The 14,515-nt window shown below is 36.1% G+C and carries 14 protein-coding genes; 12 read left to right on the top strand and 2 right to left on the bottom strand.

What is annotated here, in order from left to right:
* Positions 1-448 precede the first annotated feature (448 nt).
* Together K9V48_RS24390 and K9V48_RS24385 are read left to right on the top strand one after the other, a co-directional pair.
* Positions 449-754, top strand: a complete 306-nt coding sequence (locus K9V48_RS24390; RefSeq protein WP_224141706.1) for a nucleotide pyrophosphohydrolase — start codon at positions 449-451, stop codon at positions 752-754.
* Positions 755-1,054 carry an SMI1/KNR4 family protein gene (locus K9V48_RS24385; RefSeq protein ID WP_224141707.1) on the top strand — a complete coding sequence of 100 codons (300 nt, stop codon included), beginning with the start codon at positions 755-757 and terminating at the stop codon, positions 1,052-1,054. It begins immediately after the preceding gene.
* 134 nt (positions 1,055-1,188) lie between these two features.
* On the opposite strand, the gene K9V48_RS24380 is transcribed toward K9V48_RS24385, so the two are convergent.
* A complete protein-coding gene (locus K9V48_RS24380; protein ID WP_224141705.1) occupies positions 1,189-2,457 on the bottom strand; it encodes an L-lactate MFS transporter in 1,269 nt (422 codons plus the stop codon).
* A gap of 1,204 nt (positions 2,458-3,661) precedes the next feature.
* Here K9V48_RS24380 and K9V48_RS24375 point away from each other — a divergent pair.
* From K9V48_RS24375 to K9V48_RS24335, 9 genes are all read left to right on the top strand, one after another.
* Positions 3,662-4,135: a GNAT family N-acetyltransferase gene (locus K9V48_RS24375; protein WP_224141704.1), complete on the top strand. Its 474-nt coding sequence runs from the start codon at positions 3,662-3,664 to the stop codon at positions 4,133-4,135.
* A 577-nt stretch (positions 4,136-4,712) separates the two neighbouring features.
* Positions 4,713-5,423, top strand: a complete 711-nt coding sequence (locus K9V48_RS24370) for a GntR family transcriptional regulator (RefSeq protein WP_224141703.1) — start codon at positions 4,713-4,715, stop codon at positions 5,421-5,423.
* A gap of 432 nt (positions 5,424-5,855) precedes the next feature.
* Positions 5,856-6,953, top strand: a complete 1,098-nt coding sequence (locus K9V48_RS24365; protein ID WP_224141702.1) for an amidohydrolase/deacetylase family metallohydrolase — start codon at positions 5,856-5,858, stop codon at positions 6,951-6,953.
* Positions 6,931-8,034 (top strand): DgaE family pyridoxal phosphate-dependent ammonia lyase, encoded by a 1,104-nt coding sequence (locus tag K9V48_RS24360; protein WP_224141701.1) that lies wholly within the window; start codon positions 6,931-6,933, stop codon positions 8,032-8,034. Before K9V48_RS24365 ends, K9V48_RS24360 begins: the two co-directional genes overlap by 23 nt.
* A 1-nt stretch (position 8,035) precedes the next feature.
* Positions 8,036-8,791 carry a 2-dehydro-3-deoxy-phosphogluconate aldolase gene (gene dagF, locus K9V48_RS24355; protein WP_224141700.1) on the top strand — a complete coding sequence of 252 codons (756 nt, stop codon included), beginning with the start codon at positions 8,036-8,038 and terminating at the stop codon, positions 8,789-8,791.
* On the top strand, positions 8,784-9,800 hold the full coding sequence (locus K9V48_RS24350; protein WP_224141699.1) for a sugar kinase: 1,017 nt from the start codon (positions 8,784-8,786) through the stop codon (positions 9,798-9,800). The genes dagF and K9V48_RS24350 overlap by 8 nt, the downstream gene beginning before the upstream one ends.
* 185 nt (positions 9,801-9,985) lie before the next feature.
* Positions 9,986-11,311 (top strand): GntT/GntP/DsdX family permease, encoded by a 1,326-nt coding sequence (locus K9V48_RS24345; RefSeq protein WP_224141698.1) that lies wholly within the window; start codon positions 9,986-9,988, stop codon positions 11,309-11,311.
* Between the two features lie 96 nt (positions 11,312-11,407).
* A complete protein-coding gene (locus tag K9V48_RS24340) occupies positions 11,408-12,241 on the top strand; it encodes a BtpA/SgcQ family protein (protein ID WP_224141697.1) in 834 nt (277 codons plus the stop codon).
* 215 nt (positions 12,242-12,456) lie between these two features.
* Complete coding sequence (locus K9V48_RS24335) at positions 12,457-13,158, top strand: hypothetical protein (protein WP_224141696.1); 702 nt, start codon at positions 12,457-12,459, stop codon at positions 13,156-13,158.
* 238 nt (positions 13,159-13,396) lie between these two features.
* On the opposite strand, the gene K9V48_RS24330 is transcribed toward K9V48_RS24335, so the two are convergent.
* On the bottom strand, positions 13,397-13,543 hold the full coding sequence (locus K9V48_RS24330; protein WP_224141695.1) for a BH0509 family protein: 147 nt from the start codon (positions 13,541-13,543) through the stop codon (positions 13,397-13,399).
* A gap of 680 nt (positions 13,544-14,223) precedes the next feature.
* Between K9V48_RS24330 and K9V48_RS24325 the strand changes: the two genes are divergently transcribed.
* Entirely contained in the window at positions 14,224-14,364 is a 141-nt protein-coding gene (locus K9V48_RS24325) for a hypothetical protein (protein ID WP_181455944.1), read from the top strand.
* The last annotated feature ends 151 nt before the right edge of the window (positions 14,365-14,515 follow it).

Genomic DNA, 14,515 nt, shown 5'->3' with positions numbered 1-14,515 from the left:
AAAAGTTCATTGAAAGAAAAAAAGAAGTTGATTACCTACTATATGTAGATGATCAACTCCTTTTCATTACTATATACACGTGGAAATACCTGTAAATCGTTCAAAGTGAACACTTTTTCAGTGGTCTCGGACGGTTCTTTTGTTTGCTAAAATGTAAACAGAAGAAACGTTCTCATGTTTCATGAGGCCACAAAATCTACTGAATAAGCACCTTCTATCTTTTCTCCGTCTATTCGAATAGAGTGCAACTGCTATGAGTGAAAAAAAGGATACCACATTCTCGTCTGATGTAAGAACCTTTGTGAATACCCCCAAGTTTTGTTTCGAAGCTCCATTGTTAGAGTCCAATACCAAAGTACAACAAAATTCCAATAAATTGTAACTATGATAAAATAAAAAGAATAAAGATTTTACCTATCTTAAGAAAAATAATGGAGAGAGACAGATAATGGAGAAGATCTATCAAACAATACTAGAATTTCGCGATGAAAGAGACTGGAAAAAGTACCACACCCCAAAAGATTTAGCTATTTCAATTTCACTGGAAGCAAATGAGCTTCTTGAAAATTTCCAGTGGAAAAACAGCGAAGAAGCGATTGCTGAGTCAAAACAAAACATTAAAGAAGAAATGGCAGATATACTTATTTATCTCATTCAGATGGCGGATAAACTAGAAATAGATATTGAAGAAGAAGTCTATCAGAAGCTTGAAAAGAATGCCTTAAAATACCCTGTAAAAAGGGAGAATGAGTAAATTCAGGGGGGAATATTTTGGGTTGATATTTTAGGGGTTGCTAAATCTAACATAGCTTCTGTTGTTATTGAAACAGAAAGGTATGGGAAGTTAGGTTTAGCGAAGGATTTAGTAGTAATTGAAAATTGTGGTGAGTATGTTTATTGTCTAGATACTAGCAAATTAGAGAATAACGAGTGTCCTATAATAGTTTGGGACAGACAAGCAGGAATCGATGAGATGATTGAAGCAAACAACTTTTTTGAATTCTTATTAGAAAGACTAATAACTGCAAAAGTAGTATGGGAAGGAGGTTTCTAATACAGAATAACCTCGATGTAACAGGGTGCCTGTCCCTTAGTGCTTTAACGTACTAGGGGACAGGCACCGATACTCGGAGCTTTTATTGTTTGATAACTGTATAGTTAGTATTTCATAAATTTCTAATAACTGACTTATTGTGAAATCGCATTTACTTGTTTTTGTTGTAATTCTTTCTCGCTCTTTTTAATTTCTAGCCTCATCATAATCGATACGATAAACGCAAGGATAATTAATGCCAAGAAAACGTAAAACACTGGGGTGTAACTATTTGTTTTTTCTCTAATTTGCGAAACAATCATTGGCCCAAATACTCCACCTAGAGACCAAGTTGTTAACAAGTATCCATGAATCGCACCAAGTTGTTTCGTTCCAAATAGATCCCCAATGAATGCAGGCAGGTTAGAAAATCCGCCACCGTAACAACTCACAACGAGCAGAATAAGAAGTTGAAACAAAAAGATACTTGTTGTAAAAGGTAGTGTTATAAAGGCGACAATTTGAATCATAAAAAATATGATAAAAACATTATGACGACCTAAATAGTCAGAGGCTGCTGCCCAGCCTAGTCTACCTCCACCGTTGAAGATTCCCATGATTCCAACCATCGTTGCGGCTGCAGCGGTTGATAATCCTACAACTTCTTGAGCCATTGGTGAAGCAACTGAAATCATCATAATTCCGGCAGTTGTATTAATAAGCATCATTGTCCAAAGCATCCAAAAACGTTTCGTTCTAACGGCTTCACTTGAAGTCAATTGTTGTAAATCTTTTTTGATAATTTTCTTCCCAGATGCAATATCTTTCTTCATTGAAGCTGGCATCCAGCCCTCAGAAGGGGGAGCAATGTAAGAGGCACCAAGTGTCATCAGTACAAAATATGAGGCACCTAATAAGTAGAACGTATTTGAAATCCCGATTGAAACCATTAAGTTAGAGGCAATAGGTGCTGTAACAAGGGCCCCTGTCCCAAAACCAAGGACGGCCATCCCAGTCGCTAAACCCCTTCGATCAGGGAACCATTTCACAAGTGTTGATACTGGTGAGATATACCCAATACCGAGCCCAAGACCACTTAATAAACCGTATGTAATTAAGAAAACTGGCAGTGAACCAATTGCAATTGCAACACCAGATCCTGCTTGTCCTAATCCAAATAAAACAGCTGCAAGCAACGCTGATTTTCTTGGTCCTTTTCTTTCAACCAATTTTCCAAACAAAGCAGCAGATGAACCTGCGAGCCCCATCATAATCGTAAATGCAATCGTAACCTCTGTTGCGGACCAGCCCATCTGTTCACTTATAGGATTAGTGTATACACTGTATGCGTAGGCACCACCAATAGAAAGATGAATGGCAATCGCTGACAAGGCAATCAACCATCTGTTTTTAGTTATCTCCATATTACTCCCCCTTAACGGTATATCATTTTTATAAACACTTACATTTTATGATACAACCTTAAAGGGTAAAAAACAAACTATTAAGAAAATTTAAAAAATTTAGGTAAGTTGAAGATTAGACGGATGAAATGGCTGAGGAACACCGGGACGGTTCCCTTGTTTTATTCCACTTGGAACTCATCCTGAAAGAGATCGTTTTCCTTCTACCTCCACCGCAAAAACAACTGTCTGTGATATGGATATGTTTTAAGGGAGCAGCCAACATATGAAGCAGTTGTAACATTCTTCTCATATGAAAAAATTAGAATGTATGTTGAAGAATGTGTAATGAATTGTGGAAAATCATATAGTAAGAGAGATAATGATCCAACTATTTTTCGCCATTTATTAGAACATACAGATCAACGTTTTCGACTTAGTTATTTATTAGGCAACCTAACTCCTAAAAAAAGTACGCTATTACGTAAATTCTCCCATAAAACAAAGTCAACAACTGAACATTCCATAATTCAAATTTCCCTAGAAGAAAGCAAATGGAAGAATCACTTTTAAATATTCATGAGTATTGATTAACCAATAAAATCCAAAAAAGAATATCAAAAAGGACATCCTTCTTGTAGAATGGAATTTTCCAACAAATAAACTACAGAAGAGGTGCCCTCATGAAGAATACCACATTCCACAATTTGTTTCAAAAGAAGAAGTAGCCGTTATTCAGGATGCCATCGGCTACAAGGATACAGCCCGCAAACTCGATGTATCCACTCTTTTCAGGTGCAACATGAGGGAGGATTTTTGAAAAAGTAATGAATCATTCAATCTCTTTATTAAAAAGCTTGCCTTGATTATTCTTGATACGGGATTAGAGTAGAGGAATCGAAATTACGATTAAAGTTTCTTTATAAAGAAAAGCTCTTTTCTAAAAGATTGTTGTTTTTAAACATAAAAAGATTAACAGCAGTTACAGAGCGGGGTGAAAAATACGTCGAAAATTGAAGGTTGGTCGATACCTTGATGATTTCGGACAATAAAATTCAAAACCAGACAATAAAACCTTGAGCTTGGATAAAAAATCTCAAGTTCTGACAATAAATCATGATTATGGACGATACATCATTTCGAAAAGTTGAGTTGAATTAGAAATCAAGTAAGTTTAAAAACAACAAAGTTTACTAAAACAGCCTAAAGAAAAGAGGGGATTACTATGAAAATAAAATTTGCAGAAGTATCTGATGCACCATTAATTCATGACTTAATGATTAAGGCATTTACTGAATATAAAGATGAAGTACCACCTTCAAGTGCCTTAGAGGAAACAATTCAATTGATATCTACAGCTTTGAAAGATGACGAGCGGGCTTTAATTGGTTATGTTGACGGAGATGCAGTCGGAATGGTTCGTTTTCGCTTAAACGAAAATGGTGTTTATTTTTACAGACTCTCAGTTATTCCAGAAAAACAAGGGCAAGGTATGGCAAAAAAAATAATAAAGTCATTAGAGGATTATGCAATTCAAAATGGAAAAACGGCAATACGATGCAAAGTTCGGATGACGGTACCTAAAAATATAGAGTTATATAGTTCGATTGGATACAGCATCTATGATGAGGAAGTTGTAGTTAAACCAAACGGTGTAAATATAAAAGTTGTTTCGATGAAAAAGCAACTAACGATCTAATGGTTACATAGTTTATGTTCAAAATTTGGTGACGCTGAATACTACATCGGTTGGGTAAATGCGTTTTCATTCCAATTAATATATAAGCTTGAAGATGATTCAAAATAGAATTCTTTCTGGAGTGTCTGTTCGCCCCCGGTCCAACGGTATCTGATTAAGATTAGAAAGGCTAATTTATCAACGTTTCTTACACATTGTAAGGAACGTATTTTTTTATCACAAATATAATTTTTACAAAAATATCGTGTACATTTAATCGTATGCTTTCCTGTCATAATCAAGGAGGAATTAAATTAATAAGCTATGAATCTAGACTTCACCATTTAAATTTCTGCTATAAGCTCTTCAGAAATTGTTCATCAATTCACTCTAGTAGAATGCAAAGATTAATTTACTTAGTATAAAAATGTAAAATTCGCACAAATACTGGTACAATAAATAGGAATAATCAGTCAGTTGGAGAATTTTACAACATTTATATCCTAGAGAGAAGCTATTTCGATTTTCCAATCAGCTTCCTTATTTAATTTTGAAAACGATTAATCAGCGATCAGATACATTGGAAAGGTAGATCTTTATGAGATTGTTACGAAACAAAGGACCATTTTATATTCAAGTGAAAAATGAATTAAAAGAACGTATTATACAAGGGAAATATCCAAAAAATTCGCTAATTCCACCTGAACCTGTTTTAGAGAAGGAATTTGGTGTAAGTAAAATAACGATACGTAAAGCAGTGGAACTGTTAGCGATTGAGGGATACGTGGAAAAGCAAAGCGGTGTTGGAACAAAAGTGTTAGATAATCGGGCTATTTCCAAATTATCAAAGGGTCAAGGATTTTCGGAATATTTATTATCAACTGGATATACGTTGCAAAAGGACAAAGTGAAGATCACGAAAGTGGATATCACGGACCATCCTATCTTATCTACGTTTTTTGACAGCGAGTGCTATTGTATTGAACGATTATATACATTAAATGGTGAGCCATATATTCATTTTACTCACTATATTCCTGGTTATTTTTCGCTGCCTGTAGATCCAGAAATGTTTAAAGAGTCCTTATATGAAATTTTGCATGAAAAAGGAGTATCATTTAACAGATTTCAAGATGAATTCGGGGTAGACATTCCTGATGAAAAAATCGCTAATTTATTAAATAAACCATCACAACCGCTATTTCAAAGAACACGTTATTCCTATGACATCAATGAACAATTAATTGAATATTCAATTGCCTATTATAATACTGATCTTCATAAGTATGTTGTGAATTTTAATGTATAGCCGATTTAAAAGTAAAAGCTGAGTTCCCCATCAATATAGGGTTCTCAGCTTTTTTTTATCTTTTATTTAGGCTCTTTTCTAAAAGATTGTTGTTTTTAAACATAAAAAGATTAACAGCAGTTACAGAGAGGGATGAAAAATATGTCGAAAATTGAAGGTTGGTCGATACCTTGGTGATTACGGACAATAAAATTCAAAACCAGACAATAAAACCTTGAGCTTGGACAAAAAATCTCAAGTTCTGACAATAAATCATGATTATGGACGATACATCATTTCCAAAATAAAACATTATAACGTTATGTTTACTCCAACAAAAATGTGTGTTATTATAACATTATAACGTTATAACCTATAAGATGTTTTATACGTTAAATCGTGCTCAACATAAATGAAAGCGTATCTAATCGAGTACGGGAAAGGTGAAAAGAAATGAACAACTTCGTATTACGTCATGTAAAGCGAGTGAATGAAGAAAAAATTGATATTGTCATTGAAGACGGTAAAATTGCCAAGGTGGAAAAGGACGGAAGTGGACAAGGTAAGTATGTTATCGATTGCTCGGGTATGTATGTATCGAGTGGCTGGATTGATTTACATGTCCATGCATTTCCGGAATTTGATCCATATGGTGATGAAATGGATGAAATAGGAGTAAAACAAGGTGTAACTACGATTGTAGATGCAGGTAGCTGCGGTGCAGATCGAATTGCAGATTTGGTTGAAAGCAGCCAAAAAGCGAAAACGAACGTATTTGCCTTTCTAAATATTTCGCGTATTGGCTTAAAAAGAGTAGATGAATTATCTAATTTACAATGGATTGACAAAGAAAAGGTCGTTCAAGCTGTTAAGGAGTATAAAGATGCCATCGTTGGATTAAAAGCAAGGATCAGCAAAAGTGTTGTAGGTGAAAGCGGCATCGAGCCTTTACGAATTGCGCGTGCTTTATCGAGTGAAACATCTTTGCCATTAATGGTTCACATCGGTTCTGGTCCTCCAAATATTGAGGAGGTTATACCACTCTTAGAAAAAAAAGATGTTATCACACATTATCTTAATGGGAAACAAAATAATCTTTTTGATGAAAAAGGGAATCCTCTTAAAGTATTAAAGGATGCGATTCGTCGCGGTATTCATTTAGATGTTGGACACGGCACAGCGAGTTTTTCTTTTCAAGTGGCTGAAGCAGCAAAGCGCCATCACATCGATTTAAATACGATCAGTACAGATATATACCGCAGAAACCGGCTTAACGGTCCGGTATACAGCATGGCGAATGTTCTTTCAAAATTTCTTCATCTAGGCTACTCACTAGATGAGGTGATCGCAGCTGTTACATCAAATGCAGCAAATTGGCTTGAAAAACCTGAGCTCGGACGAATAGAAGTTGGAGATGCGGCAAATTTAACCTTATTTACAGTTAGGAATGAGCCAATCACACTCATTGATTCCGAAGGACACAAGCGTGTAGCAAATAAAACGATTGAAGCAAAAGGAGTGGTTGCAAATGGTGAATACATTGAATGCTAAGTATGGATTAAAACGTGTCATCAATGCAAGTGGACGAATGAGTATTCTCGGTGTGTCAGCACCATCAGATACTGTGATGGAAGCGATGAAGCAAGGTGGACAAAGGTATGTGGAAATCGCAGATCTAGTCGATAAAGCAGGTGATTATGTTGCAGGAATACTAGGTTCAGAGGCAGCAGTCATCGTTAACTCTGCATCAAGCGGAATTGCCCTCTCTGTTGCTGGTATTGTGACACAAGGGAATCACCGTAAAAGTGAACGTCTGCATCAAGAAGTGATTTCAAAAAATGAAATCATTATGCTGAAAGGCCACAACGTACAATACGGTGCACCGGTTGAAACGATGATTTATTTAGGCGGTGGAAAACTTGTTGAAGTTGGCTACGCCAATGAAGGGAAAGCAAAACATATTGAAGAGGCAATTTCTGATAAAACAGCTGCCATTCTTTACGTCAAATCACATCATGCCGTTCAAAAAAACATGATTTCTGTTGAAGAAGCATGGGAAATTGCAAAAAGTCATGATGTCCCGCTCATTGTGGATGCAGCTGCAGAAGAAGATATTCAAAAGTATGTGAAGGTATCAGACCTTGCAATCTATAGTGGTTCAAAGGCGATTGAAGGTCCAACTTCAGGGATTGTAGGCGGAAAGAGAAAGTATATTGAGTGGGTCAAGGTTCAATTACATTGTATCGGAAGAAGCATGAAAGTTGGAAAGGAAACAACATTTGGCTTACTTCAGGCTCTTGATGAATACGGAGTAAAAGAAGATAAAAGTGAAGTTGAAAAAGAAGCGTTACATGCATTAATGCCTTTGAATGAATTGGAAGGTGTAAAAGTAACGATTGTGCAGGATGAAGCGGGACGAGCAATTTTCCGTGCGCGCATTCAAATTGACCCGCAACAAGCAAAAATAACAGCAAAAGATGTTGTGACTGAACTATGCGAAGGGGAAATCGCCATTTACACACGTGATTATGGTGTGAGACAAGGCTATTTCGACATCGATCCACGTCCATTGCAAGGTGACGATATTCATGTCATCGAATCAAAGATTCGTAAATTACTAGGAGGAAATTAATATGACGAACATAACAAAACGATTCTATAAAAACCGCGCAGCACTGAATGTATTGGCAAACAGTGTAGAGAATGCAAAAGAGGTATTTGAAGCAGCAGAAGGATATGTGTTAGTTGGTGTTCTTTCAAAAGATTATCCAACAGTAGAAGAAGCAGTTACAGCAATGAAGGAATATGGCAATGAAATTGAAGAAGCTGTTTCGATTGGTTTAGGTGCCGGCGATAATCGCCAAGCAGCTGTTGTTACAGAAATTGCCAAACACTATCCCGGCAGTCATATTAATCAAGTGTTTCCAGCAGTTGGGGCAACTCGGGCAAATCTTGGAGAAAAAGAAAGCTGGATTAACAGTTTAGTGTCACCAACAGGAAAAGTAGGATATGTCAATATTTCAACAGGGCCAGTAAGTGCTGCACAAGAAGAACATGCGATCGTTCCAATTAAAACAGCAATTGCCCTTGTGCGTGATATGGGCGGTAATGCGCTGAAATACTTCCCGATGAATGGATTATCTCGTGAGGACGAGCTTCGTGCAGTTGCTCAAGCATGTGGTGAAGAAGGATTTGCACTTGAGCCTACTGGCGGAATCGACAAAGAGAATTTTGAAGCAATCCTGCGCATTTGCCTAGAAGCTAACGTGCCACAAGTCATCCCGCATGTATATTCATCAATCATTGATAAAGAAACAGGAAAAACAAATGTCGAGGATGTCAAAGAACTACTTGAAATCATGAAAAAATTGGTTGATCAGCATGACTAAGAGGATTGCAGCATTTGGAGAGGTCATGATGCGTCTACAAGTGCCGGGATATGAATTATTGTCTCAAGCAAGTACATTAAACTATTCTTTTTCCGGTACGGGCGTAAATGTCACATCAGCACTTGCACGATTTGGTCATAAAGGCCTTCTTGTGTCCACATTGCCAGCTAATGCAGTTGGTGATGCGGCTGTATCATATCTTCAAAAGCTTGGCATTACAAAGTCGTTCATAAATAGAGACGGGAAATATATTGGTATGTATTTTTTGGAAAATGGTTTTGGTGCCCGTTCCAGTCGAGTGACTTATTCAAATCGACTAGAAAGCAGCTTTAATTCAGCACCTGAAGGATCGTATGATTTTCAAGACATCGCCCCAAAAATAGATGTTGTTCATTTTTGCGGAATCACACTAGCAATGAATGATTCGGTCCGTGCTCAAATGAAAGCATTTGCGAAAGCTGTGAAAGGGAATGGCGGTACTGTGGTATTTGACTGTAATTACCGTCCATCCCTCTGGGGAGAAGACGGATATAAGGCAGCAAAACCTCATTATGAGGAAATGTTAGGCTTGGCCGATATCGTCATGATGAATGAAAAAGATGCCATGTATGTTCTTGGCATGAAAACAGGAAAAGAAAAGCGCCATGAGCAACTGATCGAGCTCATTCCAGCGGTGGCAAAAAAATATTCAATTTCTGTTATAGCAGGTACTCATCGCTCCATTAACAGTGACAATACCCATTCGCTGCGTGGCTTTATCTATAAGAATCAAGAATTCACCTTTTCAAAACTCCTCTCGTTTTCTGTTTATGACAGGATCGGGGCAGGTGATGCTTACACGAGCGGCATCATCCATAGTGAGATGAAGGGATTTACACCAGCAAAGGCAGTTGGATTTGCCGCAGCGGCAGGAATGCTTGCCCATACGATTGTAGGGGATACGCCAATGTCATCAGAGAGCGAAATCCTTCGTGCGATGACAGAATTAGTAGGCGATGTAGAAAGATAGATGAAATGTTGGATGAGTTAGTGAGTGTACCTTCTCGTGTAAAGATCTAAATAGGGAAGATGTGATCCAAAACAGTGAAGGTATGTTAACTCATCTTTGCAAACGAGGATAAAAAGGAGAGAGAAGAGACATTCCTTTTTAATAAATGAAAACGTTTACCGTAAGGGGAGAAGGGGGAATTTTAGATGGAATACTATTTATTAATGATTACATTGCTTTCGATTGTAATCGTCATCTTAGGAGTCGCTTGGTGGAAATGGCATGCATTTATTAGTTTAACTGTTGCCAGTTTGTTTTTAGCAATTATGTCTGGGTTATCAATGGAGAAAATCGTTACTGCCTATGAAACAGGTGTCGGCAGCGTTCTCGGTCATTTAGTTGGGATTTTAGCATTAGGGACGATTTTAGGAAAGTTGATGTCAGATTCAGGTGCAGGAAAGCAAGTTGCAGAGTTCTTCATTAGAATTTTTGGTGAAAAGAATTTGCCATGGGCCATGTTACTTTCAGGTTTTATTATTGGGATACCAGTATTTTTCGATGTAGGAATTGTTATTTTATTACCTCTTGTCATTTCAATTTATAAAACAACAAAACAAAATATTTTATTAATCGCATTACCTGTCATTGCTGGATTATCCATCGTCCATGGCCTTGTTCCCCCACACCCTGGAGCAATGACTGCAATCGGCATTTATGATGCAAATATGGGAAAAGTCTTGATTTACTCACTCTTTATTGCAGTGCCTGCGGCGATCTTAGCAGGTCCATTATTTGCTAAATGGGTAATTAAGCGTGTAACGCCAGAGGGAGAACCAGCGTTAATAAGTGTAAAGACGACTTCAGAAAAGTTACCAAGTACAGGAATCTCATTCTTTATTATTCTATTACCTGTTATATTAATGGTTTTATCGGTTGTTGCACCATACATGCCGATACCGAGCGGTTTGATGAAATTCTTAACTTTTATTGGTAACCCTGTCATTGCCTTATTAATCTCTTGTTTCACGGCATTCTACTTCCTTGGAATTCGTCAAGGCATGGATAAAAATTTCATTAAGAATTTAACAGATGAATGCTTGCTCCCTGTTGCATCAATTGTATTAATTATCGGTGCTGGCGGCGGATTTAAACAAATCCTTATTGAAAGCGGTGTTGGCACATCCATTGCGCAAATGTCAGAGCATGTCTCTCTTTCTCCAATCGTTTTAGCGTTTATGGTAGCAGGACTGATCCGAATCGCGACAGGTTCAGCGACAGTCGCGTTAACGACAGCAGCCGGAATTGTTTCGCCAATTATTGAACATATGTCAGGTGTAAACTTAGAATTACTCGTTATCGCAACAGGGGCAGGCTCACTTATGTTTTCACATGTGAATGATGCTGGTTTTTGGTTAGTAAAAGAATACCTGGGCTTAACAGTAAAAGAAACCTTTAAAACGTGGACCGTATTGGAAACATTACTTTCCTTTATCGCTTTTGGCACCGTTTTATTGTTCGATTTATTCGTATAAAGATGAAACTCACTTCTATTTGAGGATGAGTTTGCTAGATAAATAAGTATGAAGAAATAAGATCATATTTTAATAAATGAATACGGAGGAATAGCTTTGACTTGGTTAAAAGATGTAGTTGGAACAGAAAAAGCTATCATTGCGATGTGCCATTTATTGCCGCTTCCAGGAGACCCTTATTTTAATAAAGAAAAGGGAATGGAATATGTAGTCGAGATGGCAAGAAAAGATTTACAGGCCCTTCAAGAGGGAGGCGTGGATGCTGTTATGTTTTCAAACGAATTCAGCATGCCTTATCTGACAGATGTAAAAACGGAAACGGTTGCAGCGATGGCACGGATTATTGGCGAATTAATGTCAGAGATAAACGTACCATTTGGTGTGAACGTATTATGGGATGCACAAAAATCATTAGATTTAGCTGCGGCAACGGGAGCAAAATTCGTTAGAGAAATTTTCACAGGTGTATACGCAAGTGATTTTGGCACATGGAATACAAATGTCGGTGAAACGATTAGACATCAGTACAGAATAGGTGCTGAAAATGTAAAGCTATTATTTAACATCGTACCAGAAGCAGCAAAATATTTAGCTGATCGAGATCTTGAAAGCATAGCAAAGTCCACAGTGTTTAACAATAGACCTGATGCTTTATGTGTTTCCGGTTTAACAGCTGGTGCTCAAACGGATAAAAATTTGTTAAGAAAAGTGAAAAATCAAGCCACGGAAACAGTTGTATTTGCGAACACAGGTGTAACAATGAATAACTTCGAGGAACAATTATCGATTGCTGACGGTGCGGTCGTAGGAACGGCATTTAAATATGATGGCAAATTTGAAAATCATGTAGATCCTAAGCGAGTGAAAGAATTTATGGATAAGGTAAAGGCGTTTCGCAATGAAAACTGTTTTGATGAGTTAAATGGTTAAAACAAATACGTGCAAAAACCCCAATTTCTCATTTTAGATGATGAGAGATTGGGGTTTTTTCGTTTGAAATATGAAACGATTATTTTATGCAAATGCACTATTAATATAGTAATATTTTCCTGTATAATTCCATTGGAGAGGTAGTTATTCCGTATTAGCTACCTTAAGAACTTTTAAAATTATATTATTTCGTATCAATGAAGGGTGGAAGGATTTTGGAACGAGAAATTTTGGTGAGACAAGAGGAAAGAGAATCTCTAAATAATAAAAAAACAAAAGATCCAAAACAAAATAAAATTTTAAGGGTTTTAGGGAATGTTTTTGTGCAAGGTTTTTTTATTTTCCTAGGAGTTTTTTTGGGTTATTTAAGTACTGAGTATTACGATAACAGGCAAGATAAAGAGATGTTGATAAGTCAATTAGAATCTGCTATAAACATAAGTCAATTGACAATAGATACAGTTGATATGAGAATGAAGGATGCAGAGGCGTATATTAGTGATTATTCAAAAAATAAAAAGGGTGATGATGTTACAGTTGAAGATTTTGCTATATATGAACCAGTAAATTATTTTGACTATAGCGATTCTCTCTTTAAAGACCCAGCACTGTACCAAAAGTTAACCAAAGAATCCCAGGTGAATCTACTAGAGATTAATGCTAATAATAAAACAATACTTAGTTATTATGATACAACTAATAACGATTATTATAATTATTTATCTTTAAAACATCTTAAAAATAATCTTCTTTGGCAAAAAAATCATTTACAGTATGAATATGATTATCAAACCAAAAAACATAGTGGAATCAATTTGGATAAAATTAAAGCCAAATATGACAGAGATTACAAAAGTATAGAAGGTGAATGGTTAAATTATACAAATGAGAAAAGAGAAAAGAGTGGGTTTAATTAGTAATTGTGATTTTTCTATGTATGGTTTTGAACGATTAATAAGAAGGATAAATCCTATTAGATGTATAATGCCTAAATATCCTAGAAGATTGGACATAATCTGTGGATTAGAAGATGGTTCAATAAAAAACACAAAAGGAAGTGGAGAAAAACGACTAGTTTTTCTCCACTTCCTTTATTTTAGAGACTTATAGGACAGCTCTTTTATTATTATCAATTATTATTAGTTTATTTTCAACTTACATATAATCGTAAACAGAATCTTCAAAATAGAGCCAGTGATAATATTCAATCTGTGGATCTGTCATTGCGGAAATTTCTTTTTGATTGAATTTTTGTTTTTCTAATAAATCTTTCACTTTGAACTCTCTTGCTAATTGGCTCATAGGTAAGTCCTCCTTAGGAACGTTGAGGTTAAAGTATTATAAGCGCTCGCTTTTCTTTCTTGTTTTTATTATATATCTCAAATTGAGATAAAACAAATATCAAATTGAGATCGTTTTTTCAAAAACTAATATAGAAAAGTCATTCATTGCTTCTGGTGTTTAAATTTAGCTAAAAAAGTCAGGGTTTTGTTAAAGTTATCTTTGAAAATATGGATATATCTGCAAAAGTGGTCAGATCTTGTTAAAAAACAGCTGATAATGTATTAAATATAATCAATATGGAAAGCCCTGCCTTCAAGGCTATGACAAGGATCTTTTTAATCTAAGTCATTGTAAATTGGGTGTTGTTTGTGCAATATCTGATGATGAAGTTGGTGTTGATATTCAAAACATAATTCCCTTAAATGCTGATGTTGCCCAAATAGTTTGTACTGATAGGGAGCTCTCAATCATTCATCACATATTTGAATTTCTGGAAAATGAATACCTATCCCTAAGGTAGGGAAGTCTCACCTTACAGGAGAAATAGGCACTCATTTTTCGGATTTCTATTTCGGGTCTTTAAAAAGGGAATTCTTATTTTAAGGATGCATCATAATTATTATCTGCTTTAACGATTATTTTTTAAACAAAGTAGCAAAATAAGAAAGTGAAAAATCGATTTATGAGGAGGTTTATAGATGTCAAAGGATAAACTAACGCCTTCGGATCAAGTTGATCAAAAGAAATTATTAGATGACAAAGTAGATGCCCTTCGAAAAAATAATTTTGAAGATGATCACGTCCGAAAAGTAACAACAAGTGGTGCACAAGGTCAATAAAGAGTTAGGATTTAGATAAACACGGGGACGGTTCGAAGCCACTGAAAAAGTTCATTGAAAGAAAAAAAGAAGTTGATTACCTACTATATGTAGATGATCAACTCCTTTTCATTACTATATACACGTGGAAATACCTGTAAATCGTTCAAAG

It is taken from the genome of Metabacillus rhizolycopersici (assembly GCF_020075705.1).
This window is presented reverse-complemented; position numbering and strand designations above follow the sequence as displayed.